The organism is Mesorhizobium sp. ArgA1 (assembly GCF_053714375.1).
Genome location: NZ_JBSKBQ010000009.1, coordinates 186,523 through 210,875 on the forward strand (window position 1 = coordinate 186,523; position 24,353 = coordinate 210,875).

The window sequence follows — 24,353 nt, forward strand, 5'->3', positions numbered from 1 at the left end:
TCGCCGAAGGCGACAGAGGGGGTCGGTGCGACGGGGTGCGACCCCCCACCATCGGCAGATGAGGCTAGCGCTTTACGCGAGGCGCCCCCCTCTGGCCTGCCGGCCATCTCCCCCTCAAGTGGGGAGATCGGCAGCTTCTGCGCTTTCCGTAACCGCCAACCGCAATTCGTCATCTCTCCACGGGTTGACAATCGCGCCTCAACCGCCATGCTGCAGTGCAACATGGCCAGCTACGAAACCAGCATCACGGATATCAGGTCGTCGCGCATCGAATGCCTGGACGGGCTTCGCGCGCTTGCGGCGATCTGGGTGCTGGTCGGGCACTGCCTGCTTTTGACCGGCTGGCGAATTCCGATCGTCGGCGTTCCGATCGTCGGCGAGCCGGATCTTGGCGTCGACCTGTTCATCATGCTGTCCGGCTTCCTGATGGTGTTCCACTATCAGCTGCGCCAGGACAAGGAACCCTGGCAAAGGCCGCAAACCTGGCTGAAATTCTGGACGCGCCGCTATTTCCGGATCGCGCCGCTGTTTTATGTCATGCTTTTCCTGGCGCTGGCGCTTGGCCCCTATGTCTACGATTGCAGGATCATCATCGACGATTTCCTCTCGAGATCGCACCAGGCGCCCGAACGCTACCTCGACGGCAGCCTGAAGAACATCGTTGCCCATCTCACCTTCCTCTTCGGTCTGGTGCCGAACCTCGCCTACCGCACGCCGCTGCCCGACTGGAGCCTGGGGCTGGAGATGCAGTTTTATGCCGTGTTCCCGGCCGTCATGCTGCTGGTGCGCAGGCTGGACTGGATCGGGAGCGCCATCCTGGTCGCGGCCGTCGGCTGCGCCATCGTGTTTGCGATGCGTCTGTTGTCGATCCATTTTCCGATGCCGTCGTTCCTGCCACTGAAGATGCAGATATTTCTGTGCGGAATGCTGCTTGCCGGCATCGTGCATCAGAGCCAGCCCCGGCCGATCCTGTACCTGGCCCTGGCGCTGCTTTTGGCGGCGCTGCCCTTTGGCGGCGAGCAGGGGCTGGGCAAGCTTCTGGTGCGTGAAGCGCTGGTGGCGGGCTTCTTTGCGCTGGTTCTCTACCGCATGCTGCCGGGAAAGGCGGGAATGCTGGCGCGGACGATCGCCGTGACGCTCAGCAACCGGTTCTTCCATCTGATGGGAGAGCTTTCCTTCAGCATCTACCTGATCCATTTGCTGGTGCTGCAGCCCGTCGCGGCCTTCGTCATCAGCCAATACGGAAACGAGCTGGCCGCGCCGTTGCGCTTCGCGATCGTCGTTGCCGTGGTGCTGCCGACGGTGACCCTCATGTCCTGGATCACCTACAATCTGATCGAGGTGCCCGGCCAGAAGGCGGGCCGCTTCGTCGTACAGCGCTTTGGCCGCAAGGCCGCGCCGGCGCTGCAGAGAACGCCGGCGGAGTAGAGCCAGCCGATCTCCTCGAACCACCTAGAACTGTGTCACGCCCTCTCGTGCGCGGCGAAGTGAAAGCCAATGCCGCAGCAGGGCCCTGATATTCTTGTCGTAGACATAATGGGCGAATGCCGAGACCGCGATGATCAGGGTGGATGTCGCCAGGATGAACGGCAGGCCGTGCTCGTTCCATGAGATATCGGTCACAGCTTCGACCGCGGCGTTCGAAAGGCGGATGAGCGGCGTGTGAAGGACATAGATGGCGTAGGAAATGTTGCCGGAGAAGAGCGCAATCCAGCGCCAGAAGCCGGAAAGCCGCAAGCGCGAGGCCACGAGAACGAGCCAGGGCCAGATCAGGACGATAACCACCAGGCTGTATAGCTGGACATGTTCGCCGGGATCGAAGGTCATCAGCGCTCCGCACAGCACCAGCAGGAACAGCATATAGAGATTGCCGTCCCGGCTGGCCCCGGTCGCATACCGGTTGAGAAAGACCCCGAGAAAGAACGAGAAGACGATCCGGGCGGGAGCCGCGATCGTGTTGTCGAAGTAGGCGCCGCCGCCAAGTGCGACACCATGCCAGGCCATCAGCACCAGGGCCAGCAAGCCGACGCCGACGATGACGGCCAGCGAGCGCGCAACCAGCCTTGTGGCCAACGCGGCAAAAAAGGCATTGGCGACGAGTTCATAAAACAGCGACCATGCCGGGCCATCAAGCGGGAAAAGCAGGTCGGGAGCCGTCGAGAGCGACGGCGGCGTGGGCAGGAAAAGAACGGAAAACCCAAGGGTTGCAAGCAAATCCAGCCGCGAATACGCACCGAGCCCTTGTGTTGCGATGACTGCACCGACGCCGATCATGGCCAGGCCGAGTGCGGCGAAGTAGAGCGGGTAGAGCCTGAGAAGACGGGTCTCCGCGAAGTCCCGGAATGACATCCCTTTTCGGAACTTGTCGTCGTAGGCGTGGGCGATCACGAAGCCGCTCAGCTGAAAAAACAGGTCCACGGCAAGGAACCCTGAAGGCGCCAGATCATATCGCCGGCCCGTATATTCGGCGAAGTGGCCGAGCATCACCAAGACGGCAGCAATGCCCCTAAGTCCATGCAGGGCGTCGAAGTGGGCGGTCCTTGAATCTCGCGTCTCGGTCATCCCGTTTCCGTCATTTTTACTGTGCCTATGTACGCACCGATTGCTGCGATGCACAAGAAAGTTTTGCGGCGCACACTCAACTCACACCCAGGAGCCTCACATGGCCAATGCAGAGGGCTCGATCAGCCGTGCCCGCGATATCCTCTCCCGCCAGTCCGAGCTCGAGACCGAGCGCAGCCAGTATGAGGCGGTGTGGGAGCAGGTCGCGGAATTCTGCGACCCCGACGCGCCCGATGTCTGGAGCGGCCGGCGCACCGGCGGGCCGAGTTCGCAGGCCGAGCGGCAGGAGCGACGCGGGTCCCGCGTCTATGCCAACACCATCAACTCGGCCGCCAACCGGCTGGCCGCGGGGCTGGAAAGCCTGATCATTCCGCAGTCGGAAAAATGGCACGGGCTGACCACCGCCGAGATGAATGACGAGGAGACCGACGAGGAAAAGGAATGGGCGGAAGGCTTGCGCGATTTCCTGTTTGCGCTGCGTTATTCCGCCAACTCCAACTTCGTGCCGGCGACGCAAGCCTGCCTGCGCAATGTCGTGCGCTACGGCCCGGCCTATCTCTATGCCGAGGAGGGCTTTGGCGCGACGCTGATCCGCTATGCCTCGATCCCGGTGGCCGAGGGGTATCTGGCGCGCAACCGCTGGGGCCAGGTGGATATTTTCCACCGCCGCTACGAGCGCACGGCGAGGCAGGCGGCGCAGCTGCTCGGCTACGACAAACTGCCGGCGCGCATCAAGACGCTGGTCGACGATCCCGCCAAATGCGAGACGAAAATCTCCCTGATCCAGTGCATCCAGCCGCGCGACGAGCGCCGGATGTACGCTCAAGGCGGCAGCACCCAATATCTCGACATGGCGTTCGGCTCCTGGCATGTCATCGAGGACGAGGAGGAAATCGTCAGGGAAAGCGGCTTCGCCACCTTCCCGGTGTCGACCTTCAACTGGCGCCGCTATGAGGGCGACCCCTATCGCAAACTGACGCTCACCTACATCAGCGGCGCCGGCACCTTGCCGACGACGGTGAACGGCATCTGGCTGATGTTCGACCGCGCCGGCGACAAAGGCGCTGACGGGATGGGGACGGGGGATTTTTCAGGACCGGCGTCCTCGGTGACCGACAACATCGTCACCTTCGCCGGCACGACGGGCAAGGTGGGGAAGGACAGCGGGGTCAAGGCGAGCGACCTCATCGCTGGTCCTGCCTCCGCCGTCGCCGACAACATCGCGACCTTCAACGGAACGACCGGCAAGTCGGCCAAAGGACAGCAGGATTGCGGTATCGAGCCTGGCGCCGAAGGCGAGCCCTACCTTCACGGGAGTACTGGCTGCACCTACGGCGGCGTCGGGTACCAGCACGACGCAGCTTGCGACGACGCGGTTTGTCGCGGCTTCCGTTGCAGCTCTGTCAACAGTGTATCAGTCGGCTTCGGCCGTTCTCAGTGCTCTGGCCGGCATCGGCACGGCAGTTGCCGGCGACATCCTTTATGCGAACGGAGCCGGGACATGGACACCTAAGGCCAAAGGATCGGACGGACAGATCCTCCAGCTGGCAAGCGGTCTGCCGGCGTGGACAACCATGCCGTTCACTAAGTCGTTTGAGAGTAACCAGCAGTCCATGACTGCTGCCGGCTTACTGACAATAGCCCATGGGCTTGGAACGCAACCCAAACTCTATCTCCCGTATCTTCAATGCATCACTGGCGATGGGGGATATACTGCCGGCGATGAAGTGGTCATTAATCCTGCAGTCAACGCGGCCGACGACGTAAACGGGCGCGGCATTTCGGTTGTTGTAAACGCTACGAACATATTGGTTCGCATAGGTTCTGACCAGCTCGACATCTTAAGAAAGGACACCGGGGCCTCCTTCGGCGTCGCCTTTAGCAGTTGGCGGCTTGTGATGAGGGCGTGGGCTTGAATAGGATCAAAATGACCACCTATGCCTTTGGTGCCAGAGATTACAGGGGGTTCTCCAAAGACGAAAATGATCAGCTCTACCAATTTGCTGGGCAATCGGCGCCGCACCGTAAGCGCTGAAGAACCGATTCACCCGGGGCTCTGCAAATGCCTTTTTGCCTCGCGTGTTGTAGTTTCGGATAGGGAGACGATGCGGGCTTATCGTGAGGCCATTTTGCGACAGGGCTACCCCAATGCAGAACTGCTCGGGAGCCCACGTCTGGGTCACTTCGCGAACGGCCTCCATGGCAGCGAAGGCATCAACCAAAGCGCTGAGGTTTTCTCGATGGATGCCGAGGATGCCCCTGTTCCACATCGGCTCTTGGCCGGTCAGAGTGTGGCTGCCGACCCGGATGTTTTTCCCGGGAAGGGTTTTTTGATAAATGGAATGCGGCCCTTCGCAAAGCCGCATGAATGAGTGGGTAGGCGTAATTAGACGGAAGCCCTTGGATGGGTCGCCGGTCGGATACATGTCAGTATCCATAAAAATAAGCCGATCGGCCTGCCTCAGGAGTTCCATCATAGCGCCCGCCTTGATGCCGAAATGGTAACGCCCGCTGAAAGACCACGCCTCTTTCTGCTCGTGTGTGACAGGCAGCGCCTCGATCGGTTATCCTTGGAACAGTTCAGGCCTGTCAGTTGCCACGGCAATCTTCGCGCCTGGGCAATGATGCAAAAGCTTGAGCGCGCTTAATAGCGCGCCACGGTGGTAAAGCTCATTCTCGCCATAGGCGATATAACCAAAAACGTCCGTAGAAGGGGTCATTTGCTCTTCTACTAGAACGATCCCCAACATCTCAAGAGGCACTTTCATGGACCGCAATTTCGCGCGGGCGCTTTCGCTCGTCCTCAAATCGGAAGGCGGTTGGTCCGACAATCCGGCTGATCCGGGCGGCGCCACCATGAAGGGTGTGACGCTGGCCAACTTCCGCCGCTATGTGAAGGCGGATGCCAGCAAGGCTGATCTGCGCAGGATCAGCGACGAGCAGGTCGCAACCGTCTATCGCCGCTTTTATTGGGACGCCGTTGCCGGTGCCCAGCTTCCCGGCGGCGTCGACTATGCCGTGTTCGACTTTGCCGTGAACAGCGGGCCGGGCAGGGCGACGAAATTTCTGCAGGCTGCGGTAGGCGCGGTGCAGGACGGCAGGATCGGCCCGGCCACGCTGGGCGCCGTCGGCGCCAGGCCGACGGGCGCAGTCATCGACCATCTCTGCGATGCCCGCCTGGCATTCCTGCGACGGCTGCCGACCTGGCCCGTTTTCGGGAAGGTCTGGAGCGACCGCGTCCGGTCGGTCCGTCCCCAGGCGCTGTTGATGTCTGCCCCTCAGTCCGTCCCGGCGTCCTCGGCGGATCCATCGGGTCCAGCCAGTCCGCCCGTTCCGTCATCCGTGCCCGACATTACGCCGTCGTCCGCGCCCGCCGTGCCCCCTGCTGAACGCCTCTCATTCTGGCGGGCGCTGTTTCAGATCCTGCAATCCATCTTCGCAAGGAGCCCGACATGATCGCCGTTCTCATCCGCATTATCCTGCGCTACGGCGCCGGTATTCTGGTGGCGCGCGGCCTGCTTGGCTCAGATGACGCGGCAGCGTTCTCTTCCGACCCCGACATTCAGGCCGGTCTGGAAATCGCCGCCGGTCTTGCCATCGCCTCAGTCACCGAGACCTGGCACTGGCTTTCCCGCAAATTCGGCTGGGAGCACTGACATGGAAGGGTTTCAACAACTGCTCGTCGCCTATCTCGAAGCCGCCAGACCCTATGCCATCGGCTTTGCGGCCGGGCTCATGGCCGGGTGGCTGCTGTGAGCGCGCTGCTCGCCTTCCTGCTCGGCAACAAAGCGCTGCTGGGCTTCTTCGCATCCGTCATTGCCGCCCTCGGCTGGGGCTTTCACCAGCGTCTGGCTGGAGCCAGGGCCGAGCGCGGCAGACAGGCGGCCGCCGAAGCCGCAGCGCGCGCGGTCGCCGACCAGGTGCAGAACGATATCGGCGCACTGCCGGCGGACGCCGTTCGAAAGGAGCTGAAATCATGGGCAAGGGGCTGATGATTGCGCTGCTCGTGGCGCTGGCCGGTTGCACGACTGCTTCGGGCGGCTTCTGCACGGTCTCGAGCCCGCTGCATCTGTCGTCCAAAGGCGTCGATGCGCTGTCGGATACCGAGGCACGGGCGCTTTTGGCGCACAACCGCAAAGGACAAAAGCTTTGCGGGTGGAGGCCATGATGCACGACCTCTTCGACATGCTTGGCATCAAGGGCCCCGTCGTCGCTGCCGGTTTGGCCGGCGGTGTGCTGCGGGCGCTGTCGCGCCATCGCTACAAGCTGCGCGAGATGATCGCCTCGCCGATCTGCGGCGCGCTGGCGGCGGCCTATCTGACGCTGCCCGCCGTTGCCTGGTTCAAGGCGACAGGGTTGCCTATCCCTGATCCCGCCGACGACACCACGACGCTGGCCGCCGCCTTCCTGATCGGCGTCTCGGCCATGTGGATCTCCGACATCGTCTTCGAGGTGATCGTGCGGCGGTTCGGCTCGGCAGGCAACGAGTGATCCACTTGAGGTGCTGGAAGAAGCCAGCGACAATGCCTACTTAAGGAGCAATCCAAAGGAGGTATGATATGGCGACGTCCACCGAACGTGCAGTGCTTGCCGGCGGCTGTTTCTGGGGCATGCAGGATTTGATCCGGCGCTATCCCGGCGTGATCTCGACCCGAGTCGGCTACAGCGGCGGCGATGTGCCCAACGCCACCTACCGCAACCACGGCACCCATGCCGAGGCCATTGAGATCGTTTTCGATCCGGCGAGGATCAGCTTTCGCACGTTGCTCGAATCGTTTTTCCAGATCCACGATCCGACGACCAGGAATCGTCAGGGCAATGATGTCGGAATGAGTTATCGTTCGGCGATCTTCTACACCAGCGACGAGCAGAAGCGCGTCGCCGACGACACCATTGCCGATGTCAATGCCTCCGGGCTATGGCCGGGCAAGGTCGTCACCGAACTGGCGCCGGTGGGCGATTTCTGGGAGGCCGAGCCCGAGCATCAGGACTATCTCGAGAAATATCCCAACGGCTATACCTGCCATTTTGTCAGGCCGGGCTGGAAGCTTCCGGTCCGCGAGAAGGCAGTTTCGTAGCCGGCCACGACCGGCCGATACCGGTATCGGTTCAGAGTTGAGAACGCCGCACCCGAAGGGTGTGGCGTTTTTTGCGTTTGTTCGCGGCGTTTGCGCCGCGAGCGCATCTGGAGAGGGTTGACCTTAGAAGCCGAAGAATTGATGGCCGATCATGTATCCAAGCGCGACGACGACCAGCGGAAACAGCGCAGGCGCCAGCCGACCAAGAGCGGAACTCTTTGGCTGTTGCCTGGGGATGGTCCTGGATGCATTGCCGAGATTCTTGGTCATTGGGCATAGTAGCAAGCGCTGATTAACGATTCCGTAACCCGGTGATAGAGGCGCAACACTGACAGTGGGCGCGGCTTTTCGCGATTCTGGCGTGACCTTGACAATGCCAAGCCCGTGACGCAACTGAACCGTCTTTGAGAGGACTGTGAGGCAAGGTCAATGCGGGTGACGCTCGTTTTGAAGGGCGTAATACCCTGCCGGGGTTACGGCGGGATTCAGCGTCAGGTCGAATGGCTGGCAACGGAGATGGTTCGTCTCGGCCACCATGTCGTGGTTGTCGCCGGTCCTGGCTCCAGCCACCCGCTCTTCGAAGTCCGACACGCTTCGACCGATGCCGAATGCCGGGCGGCCATTCCGCGCGACACACAAATCGTCCACACACACAGCTGGCCTGTCGAGGTGCCATTTCCAACGCTGAATACGCAGCGCGGCTTTATGCCGGATCAGCCTATGCCGGTTGCGAACTGGAGCTTTATCAGCGCCAATCATGCACGTCAGCATGGGCGCAAGACCTTCGTCTATAATGGCTTTCCGGTAGACGACTATCGTTTGTCTGCCGCAAAGGGCGACCGTCTACTGTTTCTCGCCGGCATAGCGCGATCGAGCAAAGGCCTCAACCGCGCCGTCGATCTTGCCAAAAAGTTCGACTTCGGTCTCGATATTGCCGGTGGTTCGCGTTGGAAGCTGCTGGGCCGAAGTCAGACCCGCCGCGAAGGTCTGTTTTTCAAAAGCCTTGGCAGCCGATACCGTTTCCACGGCATCGTTGACGGTGAGCCCAAGCTTCGCCTTCTTGGCGAAGCGCGAGCCTTCCTCAATCCGATCGCCTGGGAGGAGCCGTTCGGCAACGCACCGGTCGAAGCCATGCTGTGTGGCACCCCGGTACTGACGACTCCGCGAGGAGCGTTGCCCGAGACCGTCGATGCCGACAGCGGCCGCTTCTTTGAGACCGATGAAGAATTTGCGGCCGCTTTCGACGCCGTCGCCGACCTTACGCCTCAGCAATGCCGCGAATCGGCTGCGACGCGATTTCCGATCCAGAAAGCGGCGAGTAGCTATCTGGATCTCTATGCCCGCATCCTTGACGGCGAAGCGCTTCCTTGACGACCGGTTATCCAATCCTCTTCGTCGGCTTTCCGGCAGTCGGCGACTTCGTCCGTTGCCACTCCGCCATCCAGATCATTGCCGAGCGATTTCCTGATCGCCCCATCGATGTCGTCACCTCGCCGGTCGCCGCGCCGCTGGCGCGGCTGATGCCGCATGTCCGGAAAGGCTGGGCGCTTGCCAAGCGTCATCAGCGGCCAGGTTTTGCAGAGCGCGGCCGTCTTGTCGGTGAGTTGCGAAAGGAGGACTACGGGACGGCCTATCTAATGACCAGCAGCACCAAGGCGGCGCTGATGGCCTTCATGGCGGGCATTAAAGAGCGCGTCGGCTATCCGCAGGAATTGCAATTCGGCCTCCTCAATCGCTTCCCCGCCGGCTGGCTGGCGCATCTATGGGCTTTCGGCCCGCGCAAGACGCGGCTCTTCGAGGAGGTCTGCTCGATTGCCTCGCTTGGCGAAAAGCCGGCTGCGGGGACAGAATGGCCGGCGCCCCGGCTTGTGGTCGATACGGCCGAACTGGATGAATGGCGCCGGCACCAGAAGATCGATCCCGGCCAGCCGGCGCTGGCACTCTACACGGCAGACGTCGAAAATTTCCGCTCGTGGCCTATCGAGCGCTTTATCTCGGTCGCCAGAGACCATCATGATCGCGGCTGGGCAATCTGGATTGTCGGCGGACCGCGCGAGCGCGCCGGCGCTGCAAAAATCCGCGCCGCCATTCCCGAGGCGATCGACTTCACCTCGACCCCGTCGATTGCTGACGCAATGTTCCAGATCGCAGCGTCGACCATATTCCTCGGGGTTGATGGCGGCATTTCGCACGCCGCCGCTGCCCTGAACGTCCCATGTGCGCTTATCTACGGCCTAAATCGCCCCTACGTGCACGGTCCTGTAAACAACCATGTTCGCTTTATCGAGCCACCGCTCTCGACGCCCAGCTGGGTCAAGGATACGCGCGGGATCAGCGAAACCCGGGTGAGGGAGGCGCTGGCTGGCCTTTCATCCGGCATTCACAACTGACCGTGGTTGAAGGGCTCCAGCGCCTCATCCAAAACGCGCCCGTGAGGGGCGCCACCATCGCTCCATTTCGGCGTTACCCCTTGGCCCTGCGGCTTTCGGGCTCGTGGTTGCCGACCCAATGCGCGCGGATGCGATCGCTGGCTTCGAGGTAAGCCATGTCGATGAGATAGGTCAGAAGCTTCTCGCCATCGGCTTCGGCCTTCTGCCGAAGTTCCCGCAGTATCCCTTGCGCGAACTGCAGATTCTCCATCTTGCTCGGCTGGTCCATCGGTGCCCCCAATGTCTGCGCATGAACTTTGCGCTGGCTATGCTTGCATGAAGATTGCGGTGAAGCTCACGGTGGAGCTGTATCAGGTTGTATTGGCGCTCCATCAACGAACCTATTGCGTTTTTTGCAAAAATGTCGATATTTTGCGCCGCCAATCGGACCGCGACGATGCACGAAGACGAGGGCAATTTCTCTGACAAGTTGCAGGCCATGCTGGACGTCATCGCCGGCAGCGTATCGTCCAATCGGGACGGGCACGATCTTGGCCGGCTCAGGGTCGACGCCGCCAGCGCCGCGGCGGTGTTGGTGAAGTTTTACGGCGACGCTGCTCTTGAGCGCGCCAGCCTGCTGGAGGGCCGCTCGCCTCAAAGCCATTTTGCCCGCATGGTGACGGCTGAACTCCGCTCCCGCACAAGCTAACAAGATCTGCTCCAAGTCGATTTGCGCCTCATGCACCCGGAGACGATCCTCGGCGTCGACGCTCTGCATGCATCTTTCGGTCGATGCGCCATGCGAAAACTCGTCGAGCGTCAGCCCGAGATAGTCGGAAAGATTGGCGTCGCCGTAAGCACGGCTGCGCTTGATATCCCAGGTCCAGAACCCGTCAATCGGTGGATGCTGCACGTGCGGACCGCGACGCTGCCCAGGCGCTGGCTGCATGAAAACCGCCCCATTCGGCCTCAAGATTCGCCACACTGTGTAACAAAAAAGGAAATAAACAAATTGTCCTTTTGTACGAGGTGACAAGATTTCGTTATGTCATGCCAAAAACATACTTGGACAGCTTAATTGACGTGACCATTTTGCGTGGTCTAAGCTCTCGTTTTTAAACAAAACGCAGCGCCGCTCTGCAACCGCAAGACGAAATCCAAGTGAGCGGAGCCAACCACCCAGTAGATCGATCGCCGGTTGAAAAAGGACACTTGCGTGGAGCGAGCCATGGGCCATCCCATGGTTGCGCGGCGATCGGACAGCGCATCAGGCGGTGTTCGAGAACGAATTCCTACTTGTCGACCGGCCAAGGCCGTCTGCATCGCGTGCGCTAGGCCGATTTGCGTTGCGGCAAGTTGCTTGCGAGTGTCTCGGCCCCGTCAGGAATCAGATCGGCTGTCAGGCCATCGTTTTTCGCCTCGTCTTCCTCACGGTCATGCTCGAACTGCCGGGCACCTGGCGACGGTTGCAACCAGTGTTCGCGGCGGTTGACCCAGAGTTCATAGCTGGGCTCCAGTCCTTCGGTGGGGACCTCATCGAAGCTGCCAATCGTCACCTCCACCTCATTCTCACGAACCAAAGGGACCCGGCCGCCACAGGTTGGGCAAAAGCTTCTGTCACCATAGCTGCTGACGATACCCGCCGTTTCAAACGCCTCGAGCGGCCACACCGCAAATGCCGAAAAAGTCGACCCGCTCGCCTTGCGGCAGTCCTTGCAATGGCAAAGGCCAACCCGAAACGGGTCTCCCATCACCGAAAACTGGATGCCGCCACAAAGGCAGCTGCCGCTTCGCCTCGTATCAGTGGCCATGACCGCTCCTCCGACTTGTTGGGCATCACACCGCTACACCCCGCGGCGCCATGCGCAGAATCAATTCACGCGGAGCGCAAGGGTTCCATGTCGCCGCCCGGACTGCGTTTGCTGGCGCCCTCAGCACCCAGTTGGTTCTATCCGTTCGGGAAGTCGAACACCGGCTCCCGGCACCAATAGACGCGGCATTGCCCATCACGTGTTGGAACGGAGGCGGCGACCGGCACCTCCGGCCAGTCGCAGTCGTTGCCGAATTGGCGGACATAGCGATCGTAAGTGTTTCGGCCTGTCGTCAGCACCGCCGAGCGATGGCTCAGGATCAGGCGCTGCGTCTCATCGCAAGTCATCGTGCGCGTGTCCGGTCGCGCGTATGCCGTGGTTGTTGCGGCAACCAACGCTGTTGCGACGACCCATGCGAGCCTTTGGAATGTCATGGCGGTCCTTATACTAGAACACCGCCAGATATTTCAGCAACGAAATGATGCCGATAATGATGACAACGATCTGCGCGATCTGCCTCGTGCGGCCATCGAGCGGCAGGCGCTGGACGAGATAAAGCACCAGGATGATCACCAGAAAGGTGATCAGGATGCCGATAAGTGCTGATGAAGCCATGTCCCTCACTCCGTTTGGCTATGTATGAAAAAAGTACGCAGCGGCAAACGCTTGGACTTATCGATTGGTTCCTGTCAGCGCGAAGGGGATGGTTGCGAAAGCAAGGTCCGGCGGCCCCAATAGCCGCTGCCGAGACCAGAGTTGGTGTCGGCGAGTGGAACCGAAACCTCTCGCGCGCATTCAGTGGTCGAGGCAGGCCGTTGAAAATCGAACAGACAGGGGATTACGTGGCAGGGGAACATGCGGACTCCATCCAACAAATGGAGGCAGGAATTGCGGGATTTTCCTCCGCCGATCTGATGCGGGCTCTCCCGGTCGCTGTCTACACCATCGACAGACAGGGCCGTATCACATTCTTCAACGATGCCGCGGCCGATTTGTGGGGACATAAGCCGGTCATCGGCCGAGACCTCTGGTGCGGCTCGTGGAAGCTCCGTCATTTCGACGGCCGGCCGATGGCGCATGGCGAGTGCCCAATGGCAGTTTCCATGCTTGAAGAACGCGATATTCCGTGGGGCCAGGCAATTGCGGAGCAGCCAGATGGCGAACTCATTCCGTTCAGGGCTTACCCTCGCCTGCTTCGCAACGAATCGGGTCAGGTTGTCGGCGCCATCAACACGCTGCTCGATCTGCGCATGCAGACGCAGGCCGACGAGGCGCGAATGCGACTGGCCGCGATTGTCGAATCGTCCATGGACGCGATCGTTTCGAAAGACATCAACGGCATCATCACCAGCTGGAACGATGCGGCGGAACATTTGTTCGGCTACACGCCCTCCGAGGCCATCGGCCGGCCGGTGACAATGCTCATTCCGCCTGACCGCCTCGGCGAGGAGACCTCGATTATCACCCGCATACGTGCCGGAGAGCGCGTGCCGACATACGAGACCATTCGCTTGCGCAAGGGCGGCACCCCGATCCCGGTCTCGCTGACCATCTCGCCGATTCGCGACGGCATCGGGCGAATCATCGGCGCTTCCAAGATCGCCCGCGACATCAGCTCCCACAAGGAAAGCGAGCGGCGTATCCGCCTGCTTATGCGTGAAGTCAATCATCGCGTGAAGAACCAATATTCGGTCATCATTTCGATGATCCGCGAGACCAGCAAATCGGCGGGCACGCCGGCGATTTTCCTAGAGCAGGTGCGAGAGCGCATCTCGGCGCTTTCGCAATCGCATGATCTCCTGGTCGACGCTGAATGGCGCGGCGCCACCGTTGGCGACCTGATCAAAGCGCAACTCAAGCCTTTTGCGGCGCAGGATCGCCTGTCGATGGCTGGACCAGCGATCACACTTCAGCCAAATGCCGTCCAGTATCTCGGCATCGCCTTCCACGAGCTGGCCACCAATTCGGCAAAGCACGGAGCACTTTCGCGCCACGGCGGACGGGTCGAAGTCGAATGGGACGTGATCCGGGCAGCCAACGGCGCCGAAATCTTTCGTCTGATATGGGGTGAACTGGACGGGCCGCGCTTGGGCGCAATTGCGCGCCGTGGTTTCGGCTCTGTTGTGCTTAAGCGGGTTGCGCCACTGGCTCTCAGCGGCACCGGACTGTTGGAGTTCAAGGAAGACGGTGTAGTCTGGACTCTCGAAGCGCCGTTGGCCTCCGTCCAAACCTCTTTCGCCGATATTGTAGCGGATTAAAGCGGCTCGCGCTCTGAGCGCACGCGCTTATCCTTCCAACCGGGCAGGTGGCGCAGCCTGGCCACTGATGACGTCGGATCTGTCGATGCCATGCAGTTCGTGCGGATTGTCCGGAAGCGATGTGAATCGCCCCGCCTCGACGGCAGTCAGGCCGTCGAGTTCCATCGCCGCGCCATAGAGTTGGGCCACTTGCATCACGAGCCGCTCGACGTCCTCAAGAGCAATGTTCTCGTCCAAATTATGCGTTCGCACGTCCTCTGCCACAGTGGCGATGTTGACCATTCCGCGGGATCGTAGGGCCGCCAGGACCCGTGAATTGAGATCCTCGCGTAGCTGAGCTGAATATCCGTATCTCATGGAACCCTCCCTTTCAGGAGCTATTTGTCCTTCTTGATCAAGATGCGCCCATCAAAATCGGATGGCAAGAAAAATCGTCAATATTCCTAAATAAATCAATTAGTTAGTAGATGGTGAGGGTTGTGCAATCGACGCTTCGTTCGCATCGTTGGTCTTGAATGTGGGTTGCCAATCAGCCGCTCTTGACGCGCTATGCGGCGACCACTAACTATACTGTTCCTGAGGTACATACTAACTCGTCTTATTTTGGTCCCGGCGGTTGGAGCGCAAAATGGCCGATCTGGAACGACCGGAGCGATTGCAGATCATGCTGACAGCCGAGGAATTGGCTGCCTTGGAAAACTGGCGTTTCGAAAAGCGCATGCCAAGCCGGTCCGCGGCCGTGCGGGAATTGCTGCGGCGCGGCCTGGATGCGGATGGGTTCCTGACTGCTGGCCAAGGAGCGAAGTCGCAGGACTTTGGAATTCTGGGCAGCAGCGCCAATGGCGACGGATCGTCGGGCGAATAATCCGGCGGCGACCAACCATCAATCGCCTCGTCTGGAAGTGCCGTTATGGGCTATATGCGGCCGTGGAGCGGAAAACGCTCGCGGCCTGCTCGCACCGAAACAAAACTTACCGCTATGGCTGCAAGCCCGCTCCGGTTCGCCGAGGCGGGCTTTTTTCGTTTCCAGGAGACTTGCTCACAGGCATGCGGAAACGGAACATGCCGGACGTCTCCGGCCAGCCTTGTCAGGATCGTTTTCAAATCAGCTCACGATTCCCGTCCGCCGCACTCCAGGCACGCGACACTGTGACCTGGGCAGCTAAGCCGGTGCGTTCCTCCGGGGCAGCAATGGCCATTCGAACTCATCCACCGGGCGCAAACAAAGATCTTGCGGGCTCCTTGGCAACGCGGACATTCCATCGGGCGCGTCAGAAAGGTGTCGTTCTCCGAAACGCGGCATTCCCTCCCAAGGACCATGTGAAAACCCCAAGGCCTAAATACGGCTAAGCTATCCATACCCGGAAAGGATAAATTAGAATTTAATTATATAAACCATGACCTTGGCAACAGTGACGTTTCGCGAATGGCGATGTCCGGCCGCGGCAGGTCACAGCGCTTGTCTCATTCGCAATCTCGGCCGTTGTCAGGACAATGTTCCGGCCGCTCCCGGCGTCGGTCGGCCGTGATTTTGCCCACCGATTTTCACGTCCGGATCATCATATGCGCTTTCGCTTTGCTGGGGCGGCGTTAAAGCTGCGCGGCCAATGCCTGAACGGGAAGAATCCATTCCGGCGTCGGTTCGTTTGAACAGGGAATGGACTGTCAATGACATCGATGGGCGCCGCGGCATTGGTGATCCTCATTCTGACCTATGCCGGCGTCGCCATCGGCCGCATCCCGGGCCTGCGTCTCGACCGGGCAGGGATCGCCTTGCTTGGCGGTGCGGCGATGATCGCCATCGGCGCGCTGAGTATGGAAGAAGCCTATCGCGCCATCAATTTCGACACCATCACGCTGCTGCTCGGTATGATGATCGTCGTTGCACATTTGAAGGTCTCGGGTGCCTTCCGCGCTCTCGGCGCCTACGCTATCGAGCATGCGCACGCGCCGTTCATACTTCTGGTGATGGTGACGCTCCTCACCGGCGTCCTGTCGGCGTTTCTGGTCAACGACGCGATCTGCCTGGTCATGGCGCCAATCGTCGTCCACGTCACCCGTGTCATCAACCGCAATCCCATTCCCTATCTGATCGCTACCGCCACCGCGTCCAATTGCGGCAGCGTCGCTACCATCACCGGCAACCCTCAAAACATGGTCATCGGCGCGCTGTCGGGAATTTCCTATCCGGCCTTTTCGGCAGCACTGGCGCCGGTTGCCCTGTTCGGCCTCGTCGCCGTCATCGTCATCGTGCGCATCGTCTACCGCAGCGAATTCGCGCGCAGTGCCGAACTCAGCCCGGAAGTTTATCGCGGCCGCATGCTGCCCGGACAGGTGCTGAAGGCAGTCATTGTCTGCCTCGGCCTGGCGGTCGCGTTCTTCGCCGGCGTTGCGGTTGCCAAGGCAGCACTCATCGGCGGCGCCATCCTGCTGCTCACCCGCGCCATCAAGCCCGCGCGAATCTACCGTGAGATAGACGGGCCGCTGCTGTTCATGTTCGCCGGCCTGTTCATTGTCGTCGCTGGCGCCGAGAAAACACTGCTCACGCCTGATATGATCGCTTCTGCCAAGAACCTTGGCCTGGACGACATCTGGCGGCTGTCCGGCTTTACGGCTGTGCTTTCCAACATCATGAGCAATGTTCCGGCGGTACTGGCGCTGAGGCCGTTCATACCCGGCCTTGAAAACCCCGAGCGGGCCTGGCTGGTGGTGGCCATGAGTTCGACGCTGGCAGGCAACTTCACCTTGCTCGGCTCGGTCGCCAATTTGATCGTCGCCGAACAGGCGCGGGCCGCCGGCAAACAGCTGTCCTTCTCAGCCTTCTTCAAGGTCGGCCTGCCGTTGACGCTGCTGACCCTTGCTGCCGGCCCCGCCTGGCTGGCGGCTGGCTTTTAGAGCAATTCCAGGAAAAGTGTGAGCGGTTTTCCGCCCGGAATTGCGCCAAAACAAAGAGATAGAGCGTTTCGCTGTCTCCGTTAAACGGTGAAACGCTCTAGGAGCCGGTTTTTCGTCCCAACCGTGCCCGAACCAGCGTTGCAGCGGCATGTCCCGCCGCCGCGACATAGTCCGGGTTGCGGTGGATCAGCATGATCGAGAAGGCGCCGTCCATCAAAAGCACGATTTCGCGCGCCAGGGTCTGCGGCTCTGCGACGCCGTGGCCGGAGAGCTCACCGGTCAGCCAGGTCTCGAAATTCTTCTTGTGCCGTGACCCGGCCTTGACGGCGGGATGTCCGGGCATTGAAGCGAGTTCGGCTGCCGTGCGCAGAAAGCCGCAGCCGTTCCATTTCGGATTCTTCGCCACCCGTGCCAGATTGGTGAAGATCGCTTCGACCTTGTGCTCGACATCACCGTCGGCTGCCTCGAACCAACCGGCCATCTGCCTGATGTTCGGCTGGTCGCGACCGTCGAGATAGGCGGCGATCAGATCGTCCTTGCTCTTGAAGTGATAGTAGAGCGTGCGCTTGGTGAGCCCGGCTTTTTCAGCCACGGCATCGACGCTGACACGGCCGATCCCTTCGGCATAGAACAGCCTCGTTGCGGCATCGACAATGCGTTTACGGGTGGGGATCGGCGCTTCGCTCATTCATAAAGTATACCGACTAGTGAATATACATACAATCGAAAGCCTGATCCTTTCCGATGACAAATGCAGGAAAGGGAAGAGACATGACCGAGCTTGTGCTTACCGAGGCCCGCAACGGGATCGCCATCCTCACACTCAATCGCCCCCAAAAACTCAACGCCTTGAATTATGCGTTGATCGATCGTTTGCTTGTGCTCCTGGATGCGATGGAGACAGACGATGCCATTCGCGCCATCATCCTCACCGGAGCAGGAGAGCGCGCCTTTTCCGCAGGCGGCGACATCCATGAATTCTCGGGCAGCGTGGCCAATGGCGCTGATGTCGCCTTGGGCGATTTCGTCATGCGCGGACAGCGTCTAACGGCAAGGCTGGAAGCCTTCCGCAAGCCGGTTATCGCCGCAGTCAACGGAATTGCGTTCGGCGGCGGCTGCGAAATCACTGAGGCCGTGCCACTCGCCATCGCCAGCGACCGCGCCTTGTTCGCCAAGCCGGAGATCAACCTCGCAATGCCGCCTGCCTTCGGCGGCACGCAGCGGTTGCCGAGGCTGGCCGGCCGCAAACGGGCGCTGGAGTTGCTGTTGACCGGCGATTGGTTTCCGCCGCGCGCCCTCGAACTCGGCTTGGTCAACGAGGTGGTGCCGCATGAGCAGCTGATACCGGCCGCGCACGATCTCGCTCGACGCATCGTCAGACACTCGCCGGCAGCAATTGCCTCGATTCTCACCGCAGTGGCGCGCGGCCTCAACCAAAGCATAGCGGAGGGTTTGTTGGTCGAGGCCGAGCAGTTTGCCCGCATGGCCTCGACAGCCGATCTGCGCGAAGGGCTGGATGCCTGGATCCAGCGCCGAGAGCCAGGCCATGACGGCTCGTGGACGCATATCACGCGGCCGGACGAGGCGAGGCGGGTCGCGCCGGAGCACGACCTGCCTGCAGGATCGCGTTAAGGCGACACTGTCAGATGCCCTTTCATATTGGGGTGAAAGCGGCAGAAATAGTCGACGGTGTCGGCTGCCGTCAGCGTGCGGCTGGCCGTCTTCTTGGGCAGAATCATCACCTCCCAACCGCCTTTGACCGTCGCCGTGTGGGTGAACGCGTCCTTGTTCACCCACTCAATCGTGTCGCCAACCTTAGCCTCGACATTCGTCGGCGAGAACGCCAGCTTGTCGATGGTGACCTGGATGGTTTCGGCTTGCACCGGGACGATAACGATGGTGAGCGCCACTGCAATCCACAGAAGTCGTTTCGACATGCTCCTGCTCTTACTTCAGCATGCCGGCGACATGTTCGGCATGCTGTTCGTGGCCCTGGAATATCTTCAGGCCGGTCTCCAGCAGGCTCTTCAACTCGGCATTCTGAGCCGACGGGATCAGCAGGGTTTCTAGCGCTCCATTGACCTGCTTGTGGTAAGCAACCTCGTTCTCGACATAGGCCTTGTCGAATTCGGCGCCCTCAAGCTTGGCGAGCTTGGCCCGTTCGTCGGCGGCCGCCTTGGCCAGCGCCTGGCTGGTGGCATTGTCCTCAGGCGTGACATTCAGTTTTTGACCAGGTCGAGCGCCTGAACGTTCACGGCTTCGTGGTCGCGCACCATGTCGTTGGCAAAATCGACAACCTCTTTGGTCTTCGACTTCTCGATCGCCTGCTTGGCGGCTTCGATATCGATTATACCGGCGGTATAAGCGATATGGGCTATCTGCGGATCGGTCGGTTTGTCGGCCGCCTGCGCCAGTGGCGTGACGCCGATGAGGAGCAGGGTGGCGAGGGCAATGGTCTGTCGGGTAAACATGGCATCTCCTTGGCCCGGATCCGAATGGCAGCGGGCTTCATCTGGATTGACGATGATTGGATGCCGCGGGGCGCGAAACGTTCCCAGAAAAGGGTGCCTGGCTCGGCCACCTCAGTCCTTGAAACCAAGCCTTTTCATGACCGTCTCGGTCCGCCGCTGGCACCGCCTGCCGGCGAAGGGGAAGGCATCGAGCAGCACCGGGCCGATCTCGTCGTCCAGCGCCTTGCGCAAAAGCGCGCGGGCGCGGTGCAGCCTGGTCTTGACAGTCTCTGGCTTGACGCCGAGAAGATCAGCAGTCTCCTCAATGCTCAGCCCTTCGATGACACGCGCCACGAAGACGGTGCGGTAAACGTCGGGAAGGCTATCGGTCGCCCGTTCGACAAGCCCGAGAATCTGCCGCTGCGCCATTGTCCGCTCCGGGTCGTCGCCTGAGTTCCAATCACTTGCGTTCAAAGGGAAGCGGATGATCTGCGCTTCCGGATTTTCTGGCATCGGCACCAGGCGCTTGGACTTGCGCAGCCGGCCCAGCGCCTCGTTGATGACGATGCGCGACAGCCAAGTCGACAGCAAGGCATCGCCGCGGAAGGCGCCGAGACTGGCGAACGCCCGGACATAAGCCTCTTGAACGGTGTGCTCGGCCTCCGCGTCGTTGCGCACTACGCCGCGGGCGATACGGTAAAGACGCCGGTTATGCGCCTTGATAATGGAGCGGAAGGCGCCGGCCTCGCGCGCCATCGCCCGGCGCACCAGCGCCATGTCGCCTGACACAGTGTCGGATGCCGCGGCTTGTATTGCAAACTTGGTCATCGTTGCCGGACCTCCAGACAGATGCTTGGCCTGGACATTGGACTCGCAGGCCAGAGAAAGGTTCCCGGCTTGTTTCTGTCAGTCTGCCTAAAGCCGCCTATACTAGGCCGCTGCCAGTCCCTTGTCTGCCGCCTGCACCCGCGCCGCTGCGGCCAGGAGATCGGTCTGCGTGATCAGGCCGAGGATGCGCCGCTCGCTGTCGACGATGACCACGGCATGGCTGCGACCGTCGGTGAGTACGGGAAGCAGGCTCATCGCCGGTGTGTCGGGCGAGGCGGTGCCCGCCTTCGACATCACACCCTTCACTGTATCCGTGGCTTGTGTCAGTTCGCGCAGGCCGACGGCGCCGGCAAGCCTTGCCTGAGCGTCGACCACCGGCAAGGTACGGATGTTGTGATCGAGGAGTTGCTGCCGCGCCTCATCGGCCGAAGCCTGTTCAGGCACCGACACCACATCGCGGGACATAATGTCGGCGCAAAGCAACGTCCGGTGCGAGCGTACCATCGCCTGCAGTTCGACCTGGCGCAGCAGCCGTTCGAGATCGCCACGGTCGATGTCGAAGGTCTCGTCCAATGTGCTGAGTGCGGCATCGACGTCCTCGGGTCGGAAGCCCACGCGCTGCACGGCCGGCGGGTCTGCCGTTCCGTGGCTGTTGGCGGCAGGCGCGGGCCTGTGCGGGTAGCTGCGTCGCGACAGCCTGTGGAACCCGTAGCCGAGCGCCACCAGCACCATCGAGTTCAGCGCCACCGGCACGAAGGGAAACAGGAAGCCGGCGCTGGTCACGGCCGGTCCGCCGAGCACCGCCGTAAGCGCCGCTGCTCCGCCCGGCGGATGCAGGCAGCGCCCGATCGACATGGTGGCGATCGCCAGCGCCACGGCGATGCCGGCGGCCAGGACAGGCTCGTGCACGAAATGCGCCACGATCACGCCGACCAGCGCGGATAGAGTATTGCCGCCGATGATCGACCACGGCTGCGCCAGCGGGCTCGCCGGCACGGCGAAAAGCAACACCGCCGACGCGCCCATCGGGGCCACCAGCAGCGGCACATGCGGGCCGCTGCCCAACACCAGCCCACCAATCGCGCCGGTCAGCGCGATCCCGATCATCGCGCCGATACAGGCGATGATGCGCTCGCGCAGCGTCGCGCCTGCGAGAATGGGAACAAAGAGACGAAAGGCCATGGCAAGCTCGGGAATAGCGGAAAGTACGGCTCGAAGCGCTCTGCAATGACGCTCGACTGTCGACTTTGAAAGTCAAACCAATCCGGAAAAGCGCGTATTGGGGAAATAACATTGCGCGCGATCAGGCAATGAGCGGCTTTGCGACATCGGGCGTCTCATAAGCCTCGTGGCCAGTCTTTTCAGTCCCCAGTCTTTTCAGCCCCTTGTGCCGGTTTGCGGATTCAGCGCGGCAGGCTGCCGCTCAGGCAACTGCGGCAGCGGCCAGCCCGCGAAGAATGTCGGCCTTGAGGTCCTCGACATCCTCGAGCCCGATCTGCAGCCGGATCAGCGGCCCGTCATACGGGCCCTTGGCGACGATGCGGTCGCCGAGGAAGACCGGCACGGCAAGGCTCTCATAGCCGCCCCAGGAATAGCCGAGGCCGAAGATATTCAGTGCATCGAGGAATGCATGCTGCTGCTTCTGGCCGCCGCCCTTGAGAACGATGGAAAAGATGCCACTCGAGCCGGAAAAGTCGCGCTTCCACACGGCATGGTCGGGATGGCTGGGGAGCGCGGGGTGCAGCACGCGCGCAACGCCGGGTTGGCCTTCCAGCCAGGCGGCGATGGCAAGCGCGCTCTTCTGGTGGTGATCGAGCCGCACGCCCATCGTGCGCAGGCCGCGCAGCACCTGGTAGACGTCGTCTGGGCCGGCGCAGCAGCCCATCGTGTAGAACGTCTCGCAAAGCTGCTTCCAGCAGTCGGCATTGGCCGACACCGTGCCCAGCAGCACGTCGGAATGGCCGGCCGGGTACTTTGTCGCCGCATGGATCGAGATATCGACGCCATGGTCGAGCGGGCGGAAATAGAGCGGCGTCGCCCAGGTGTTGTCCATCATGACGATGGCGCCGGCCGCGTGCGCTGCCTTGGCGATGGCCGGCACATCCTGCACCTCGAAGGTGTTTGAGGCCGGCGATTCCGTGAGCACGACCTTGGTGTTGGGCTTGATCAGCTTGGCGATGCCGGCGCTGGCATGCGGGTCGTAATACTCGACCTCGACGCCGAGCCGCTTCAGCATCGTGTCGGCGAAATTGCGCGTCGGGTGATAGACCGAATCGACGATCAGGACGTGATCGCCCGCCGACAGGAAAGCCAGCAATGGGATCGTCACCGCCGCCAGGCCCGACGGCACGATTATGGTGCCGGCCGAGCCTTCCAGCGCGTCGATCGCATGCGCCAGTGCGTCGGTGGTCGGCGTACCGCGCGTGCCGTAGGTGTATTTCTGGCTGCGCGCCGCCATCGTCGCCGCGTTGGGGTAAAGCACGGTCGAGGCATGCACGACCGGTGGATTGACGAAGCCGAAATAGTCATGCGGGTTGTTGCCGGAATGGGCAAGCCGCGTGTTGGTGCCCAGTTCGCTGCCGTCTGTCGCCATGGTTCGCCGCCTGTCAAAGGATGTCAGGAGATCAGCCATAAAGCGGTGGCAAAGCCCGCGCAACAGCCGTGGACCCGCCAAGCGGTGGGGTTTACATGGGCCAATCCATCGCGGTTCGCGCCTCCAACAAAGCATCGCTATAGTGACGGCGGAGTCTGTCGCGAGCTATAGACTTGTGCGGCTGCTTCTTTGATTGATTTGTTTGCACGGGTTGCCGATTTCCTGGTGCTCTTGTGCGCATTTCAGGCATTCGCGGCAATTGGTTTTCAAAGCTGTCGTGAATCGGTCATTTCCCTTGACCTCACAGGAATAATCGCCTTCGATGCAGTTCGTGAATGGGAGGGGCCGGGCGTCGGTTACGACGCGGGGTTCCGGAATGCACCGGATGGGAGCCGGGTTCACACGGGAAAAAGATCAGGATTTGCCTGAGGATCAGGGTTTACCTGAAAAACAGAAAAGGGTCTGTGGGTTATGAAACACATTGCAATTGGCATCCTTGGAGTCGCCGCTCTCGGATTTATGGCGTCGGCCGCGTCGGCGACAACGCTCGACACCGTCAAGTCGAAGGGCTTCATCCAGTGCGGTGTCTCGACTGGTCTGGCCGGTTTCTCGGCGCCTGACGACAAGGGCGACTGGAAAGGCATCGATGCTGATTTCTGCCGCGCTGTCGCGGCTGCCGTCTTCGGCGACGGCACCAAGGTCAAGTTCACCCCGCTCAGCGCCAAGGAGCGCTTTACCGCCTTGCAGTCGGGCGAGATCGATATCCTGTCGCGCAACACCACCTGGACCATCAACCGCGATACCGCGCTTGGCCTGAACTTCATCGGCGTCACCTATTATGACGGCCAGGGCTTCATGATCAACGCCAAGAAGCTGCCGGGCGTCAATTCGGCGCTGCAGCTTTCGGGCGCGGCGGTCTGCGTGCAGAGCGGCACCACGACCGAGCTCAACCTCGCCGACTACTTCAAGGCGAACAAGATGGAGTACAATCCGGTCGTCTTCGAAAAGCTGGAAGAGGTCAACGCCGCCTATGACGCCGGCCGCTGCGACGTCTACACCACCGACCAGTCGGGTCTCTACGGCATCCGCCTGACGCTCAGTGCGCCAGCCGATCATGTCGTGCTGCCCGAGATCATCTCCAAGGAGCCGCTCGGTCCGGCAGTGCGCCAGGGTGACGACCAGTGGTACCACATCGTCAAGTGGACCTACTTCGCGCTGTTGCAGGCGGAGGAACTGGGCATCACCCAGGCCAATGTCGAGGAACTGAAGACCTCGGATAATCCGGAGATCAAGCGCGTGCTCGGTCAGGAAGCCGAAACCAAGATCGGCACCGACCTCGGCGTGAGCAATGACTGGGTCGTCAACATCGTCAAGGCCGTGGGCAATTATGGCGAGATGTTCGAGCGCAATGTCGGCACCGGCAGCCCGCTGAAGATCGCGCGCGGCATCAATGCGCTGTGGACCAAGGGCGGCCTGCAATACGCTCCACCGATCCGCTGATCGAAATGT

General features: G+C 61.2%; 30 protein-coding genes and 1 pseudogene. 16 read left to right on the top strand and 15 right to left on the bottom strand.

Features of this window, described 5'->3' with window-relative positions:
* Positions 1–222: 222 nt before the first annotated feature.
* A complete protein-coding gene (locus ACWGTI_RS20470; RefSeq protein ID WP_454588781.1) occupies positions 223–1,428 on the top strand; it encodes an acyltransferase family protein in 1,206 nt (401 codons plus the stop codon).
* A gap of 24 nt (positions 1,429–1,452) precedes the next feature.
* Here the strand turns inward: ACWGTI_RS20470 and ACWGTI_RS20475 are convergent, their stop codons facing one another.
* The gene (locus ACWGTI_RS20475) at positions 1,453–2,562 is read right to left on the bottom strand and encodes an acyltransferase family protein (protein WP_454588840.1); all 1,110 of its coding nucleotides are present in this window, start codon (positions 2,560–2,562) and stop codon (positions 1,453–1,455) included.
* A 100-nt stretch (positions 2,563–2,662) separates the two neighbouring features.
* Between ACWGTI_RS20475 and ACWGTI_RS20480 the strand changes: the two genes are divergently transcribed.
* Complete coding sequence (locus ACWGTI_RS20480) at positions 2,663–4,075, top strand: portal protein (protein WP_454588782.1); 1,413 nt, start codon at positions 2,663–2,665, stop codon at positions 4,073–4,075.
* Positions 4,076–4,484: 409 nt separating this feature from the next.
* Here the strand turns inward: ACWGTI_RS20480 and ACWGTI_RS20485 are convergent, their stop codons facing one another.
* Both ACWGTI_RS20485 and ACWGTI_RS20490 read right to left on the bottom strand, forming a co-directional pair.
* Positions 4,485–5,039 carry a hypothetical protein gene (locus ACWGTI_RS20485; protein WP_454588783.1) on the bottom strand — a complete coding sequence of 185 codons (555 nt, stop codon included), beginning with the start codon at positions 5,037–5,039 and terminating at the stop codon, positions 4,485–4,487.
* An 87-nt stretch (positions 5,040–5,126) separates the two neighbouring features.
* Positions 5,127–5,330 (bottom strand): hypothetical protein, encoded by a 204-nt coding sequence (locus tag ACWGTI_RS20490; RefSeq protein ID WP_454588784.1) that lies wholly within the window; start codon positions 5,328–5,330, stop codon positions 5,127–5,129.
* Between ACWGTI_RS20490 and ACWGTI_RS20495 the strand changes: the two genes are divergently transcribed.
* The 6 genes from ACWGTI_RS20495 (at position 5,329) to msrA (ending at position 7,640) form a co-directional block, all read left to right on the top strand.
* Positions 5,329–6,018: a glycoside hydrolase family 108 protein gene (locus ACWGTI_RS20495; protein ID WP_454588785.1), complete on the top strand. Its 690-nt coding sequence runs from the start codon at positions 5,329–5,331 to the stop codon at positions 6,016–6,018. The genes ACWGTI_RS20490 and ACWGTI_RS20495 overlap by 2 nt on opposite strands.
* Positions 6,015–6,218 (top strand): hypothetical protein, encoded by a 204-nt coding sequence (locus ACWGTI_RS20500; RefSeq protein WP_454588786.1) that lies wholly within the window; start codon positions 6,015–6,017, stop codon positions 6,216–6,218. Before ACWGTI_RS20495 ends, ACWGTI_RS20500 begins: the two co-directional genes overlap by 4 nt.
* A gap of 96 nt (positions 6,219–6,314) precedes the next feature.
* Positions 6,315–6,554 carry an ABC transporter permease gene (locus ACWGTI_RS20505; RefSeq protein WP_454577925.1) on the top strand — a complete coding sequence of 80 codons (240 nt, stop codon included), beginning with the start codon at positions 6,315–6,317 and terminating at the stop codon, positions 6,552–6,554.
* Positions 6,539–6,730 (top strand): hypothetical protein, encoded by a 192-nt coding sequence (locus ACWGTI_RS20510; RefSeq protein WP_454588787.1) that lies wholly within the window; start codon positions 6,539–6,541, stop codon positions 6,728–6,730. Before ACWGTI_RS20505 ends, ACWGTI_RS20510 begins: the two co-directional genes overlap by 16 nt.
* A complete protein-coding gene (locus ACWGTI_RS20515; RefSeq protein WP_454588841.1) occupies positions 6,730–7,053 on the top strand; it encodes a hypothetical protein in 324 nt (107 codons plus the stop codon). Before ACWGTI_RS20510 ends, ACWGTI_RS20515 begins: the two co-directional genes overlap by 1 nt.
* A gap of 68 nt (positions 7,054–7,121) precedes the next feature.
* Positions 7,122–7,640, top strand: a complete 519-nt coding sequence (gene msrA / locus ACWGTI_RS20520) for a peptide-methionine (S)-S-oxide reductase MsrA (protein ID WP_454588788.1) — start codon at positions 7,122–7,124, stop codon at positions 7,638–7,640.
* Between the two features lie 123 nt (positions 7,641–7,763).
* On the opposite strand, the gene ACWGTI_RS20525 is transcribed toward msrA, so the two are convergent.
* Complete coding sequence (locus ACWGTI_RS20525; RefSeq protein WP_454588789.1) at positions 7,764–7,910, bottom strand: hypothetical protein; 147 nt, start codon at positions 7,908–7,910, stop codon at positions 7,764–7,766.
* A gap of 159 nt (positions 7,911–8,069) precedes the next feature.
* On the opposite strand from ACWGTI_RS20525, the gene ACWGTI_RS20530 reads away from it, so the two are divergent.
* Both ACWGTI_RS20530 and waaF read left to right on the top strand, forming a co-directional pair.
* Entirely contained in the window at positions 8,070–9,011 is a 942-nt protein-coding gene (locus ACWGTI_RS20530; RefSeq protein ID WP_454588790.1) for a glycosyltransferase, read from the top strand.
* Positions 9,008–10,030: a lipopolysaccharide heptosyltransferase II gene (gene waaF, locus ACWGTI_RS20535; protein ID WP_454588791.1), complete on the top strand. Its 1,023-nt coding sequence runs from the start codon at positions 9,008–9,010 to the stop codon at positions 10,028–10,030. Before ACWGTI_RS20530 ends, waaF begins: the two co-directional genes overlap by 4 nt.
* A gap of 73 nt (positions 10,031–10,103) precedes the next feature.
* On the opposite strand, the gene ACWGTI_RS20540 is transcribed toward waaF, so the two are convergent.
* Positions 10,104–10,298, bottom strand: a complete 195-nt coding sequence (locus ACWGTI_RS20540; RefSeq protein WP_112392710.1) for a hypothetical protein — start codon at positions 10,296–10,298, stop codon at positions 10,104–10,106.
* Between the two features lie 87 nt (positions 10,299–10,385).
* Between ACWGTI_RS20540 and ACWGTI_RS20545 the strand changes: the two genes are divergently transcribed.
* Positions 10,386–10,718 carry a hypothetical protein gene (locus ACWGTI_RS20545; protein WP_454588792.1) on the top strand — a complete coding sequence of 111 codons (333 nt, stop codon included), beginning with the start codon at positions 10,386–10,388 and terminating at the stop codon, positions 10,716–10,718.
* A gap of 622 nt (positions 10,719–11,340) precedes the next feature.
* Here ACWGTI_RS20545 and ACWGTI_RS20550 read toward each other — a convergent pair.
* From ACWGTI_RS20550 to ACWGTI_RS20560, 3 genes are all read right to left on the bottom strand, one after another.
* The gene (locus ACWGTI_RS20550; RefSeq protein WP_454588793.1) at positions 11,341–11,820 is read right to left on the bottom strand and encodes a GFA family protein; all 480 of its coding nucleotides are present in this window, start codon (positions 11,818–11,820) and stop codon (positions 11,341–11,343) included.
* 137 nt (positions 11,821–11,957) lie between these two features.
* On the bottom strand, positions 11,958–12,167 hold the full coding sequence (locus tag ACWGTI_RS20555) for a hypothetical protein (protein ID WP_454588794.1): 210 nt from the start codon (positions 12,165–12,167) through the stop codon (positions 11,958–11,960).
* A gap of 100 nt (positions 12,168–12,267) precedes the next feature.
* Entirely contained in the window at positions 12,268–12,435 is a 168-nt protein-coding gene (locus ACWGTI_RS20560) for a Thivi_2564 family membrane protein (RefSeq protein WP_202292706.1), read from the bottom strand.
* Here ACWGTI_RS20560 and ACWGTI_RS20565 point away from each other — a divergent pair.
* Entirely contained in the window at positions 12,426–14,078 is a 1,653-nt protein-coding gene (locus ACWGTI_RS20565) for a PAS domain S-box protein (RefSeq protein ID WP_454588842.1), read from the top strand. The genes ACWGTI_RS20560 and ACWGTI_RS20565 overlap by 10 nt on opposite strands.
* 27 nt (positions 14,079–14,105) lie before the next feature.
* On the opposite strand, the gene ACWGTI_RS20570 is transcribed toward ACWGTI_RS20565, so the two are convergent.
* Positions 14,106–14,360 (bottom strand): hypothetical protein, encoded by a 255-nt coding sequence (locus ACWGTI_RS20570; protein ID WP_454588795.1) that lies wholly within the window; start codon positions 14,358–14,360, stop codon positions 14,106–14,108.
* 346 nt (positions 14,361–14,706) lie between these two features.
* Between ACWGTI_RS20570 and ACWGTI_RS20575 the strand changes: the two genes are divergently transcribed.
* Positions 14,707–14,943 (top strand): hypothetical protein, encoded by a 237-nt coding sequence (locus ACWGTI_RS20575; RefSeq protein ID WP_454588796.1) that lies wholly within the window; start codon positions 14,707–14,709, stop codon positions 14,941–14,943.
* A gap of 803 nt (positions 14,944–15,746) precedes the next feature.
* Positions 15,747–16,973, top strand: coding sequence for an anion transporter (locus ACWGTI_RS20580; protein WP_454588797.1), 1,227 nt, complete (start codon positions 15,747–15,749; stop codon positions 16,971–16,973).
* 97 nt (positions 16,974–17,070) lie between these two features.
* Here the strand turns inward: ACWGTI_RS20580 and ACWGTI_RS20585 are convergent, their stop codons facing one another.
* Complete coding sequence (locus ACWGTI_RS20585; protein ID WP_454588798.1) at positions 17,071–17,661, bottom strand: TetR/AcrR family transcriptional regulator; 591 nt, start codon at positions 17,659–17,661, stop codon at positions 17,071–17,073.
* Positions 17,662–17,744: 83 nt separating this feature from the next.
* Here ACWGTI_RS20585 and ACWGTI_RS20590 point away from each other — a divergent pair, with 83 nt between their 5' ends.
* Positions 17,745–18,605, top strand: coding sequence for a crotonase/enoyl-CoA hydratase family protein (locus tag ACWGTI_RS20590; protein WP_454588799.1), 861 nt, complete (start codon positions 17,745–17,747; stop codon positions 18,603–18,605).
* On the opposite strand, the gene ACWGTI_RS20595 is transcribed toward ACWGTI_RS20590, so the two are convergent.
* From ACWGTI_RS20595 to ACWGTI_RS20615, 5 genes and pseudogenes are all read right to left on the bottom strand, one after another.
* Positions 18,602–18,910 (bottom strand): cupredoxin domain-containing protein, encoded by a 309-nt coding sequence (locus tag ACWGTI_RS20595; RefSeq protein ID WP_454588800.1) that lies wholly within the window; start codon positions 18,908–18,910, stop codon positions 18,602–18,604. The genes ACWGTI_RS20590 and ACWGTI_RS20595 overlap by 4 nt on opposite strands.
* A 10-nt stretch (positions 18,911–18,920) precedes the next feature.
* A pseudogene (locus ACWGTI_RS20600) lies at positions 18,921–19,444 on the bottom strand (DUF4142 domain-containing protein).
* 111 nt (positions 19,445–19,555) lie between these two features.
* Positions 19,556–20,251 carry an RNA polymerase sigma factor gene (locus tag ACWGTI_RS20605; RefSeq protein WP_454588801.1) on the bottom strand — a complete coding sequence of 232 codons (696 nt, stop codon included), beginning with the start codon at positions 20,249–20,251 and terminating at the stop codon, positions 19,556–19,558.
* 102 nt (positions 20,252–20,353) lie between these two features.
* Positions 20,354–21,433: an HPP family protein gene (locus ACWGTI_RS20610; RefSeq protein ID WP_454588802.1), complete on the bottom strand. Its 1,080-nt coding sequence runs from the start codon at positions 21,431–21,433 to the stop codon at positions 20,354–20,356.
* A 241-nt stretch (positions 21,434–21,674) separates the two neighbouring features.
* Positions 21,675–22,844, bottom strand: coding sequence for a cystathionine beta-lyase (locus ACWGTI_RS20615; protein ID WP_454588803.1), 1,170 nt, complete (start codon positions 22,842–22,844; stop codon positions 21,675–21,677).
* A 471-nt stretch (positions 22,845–23,315) separates the two neighbouring features.
* Here ACWGTI_RS20615 and ACWGTI_RS20620 point away from each other — a divergent pair, with 471 nt between their 5' ends.
* Entirely contained in the window at positions 23,316–24,344 is a 1,029-nt protein-coding gene (locus ACWGTI_RS20620; RefSeq protein ID WP_454588804.1) for an amino acid ABC transporter substrate-binding protein, read from the top strand.
* Positions 24,345–24,353 lie beyond the last annotated feature (9 nt).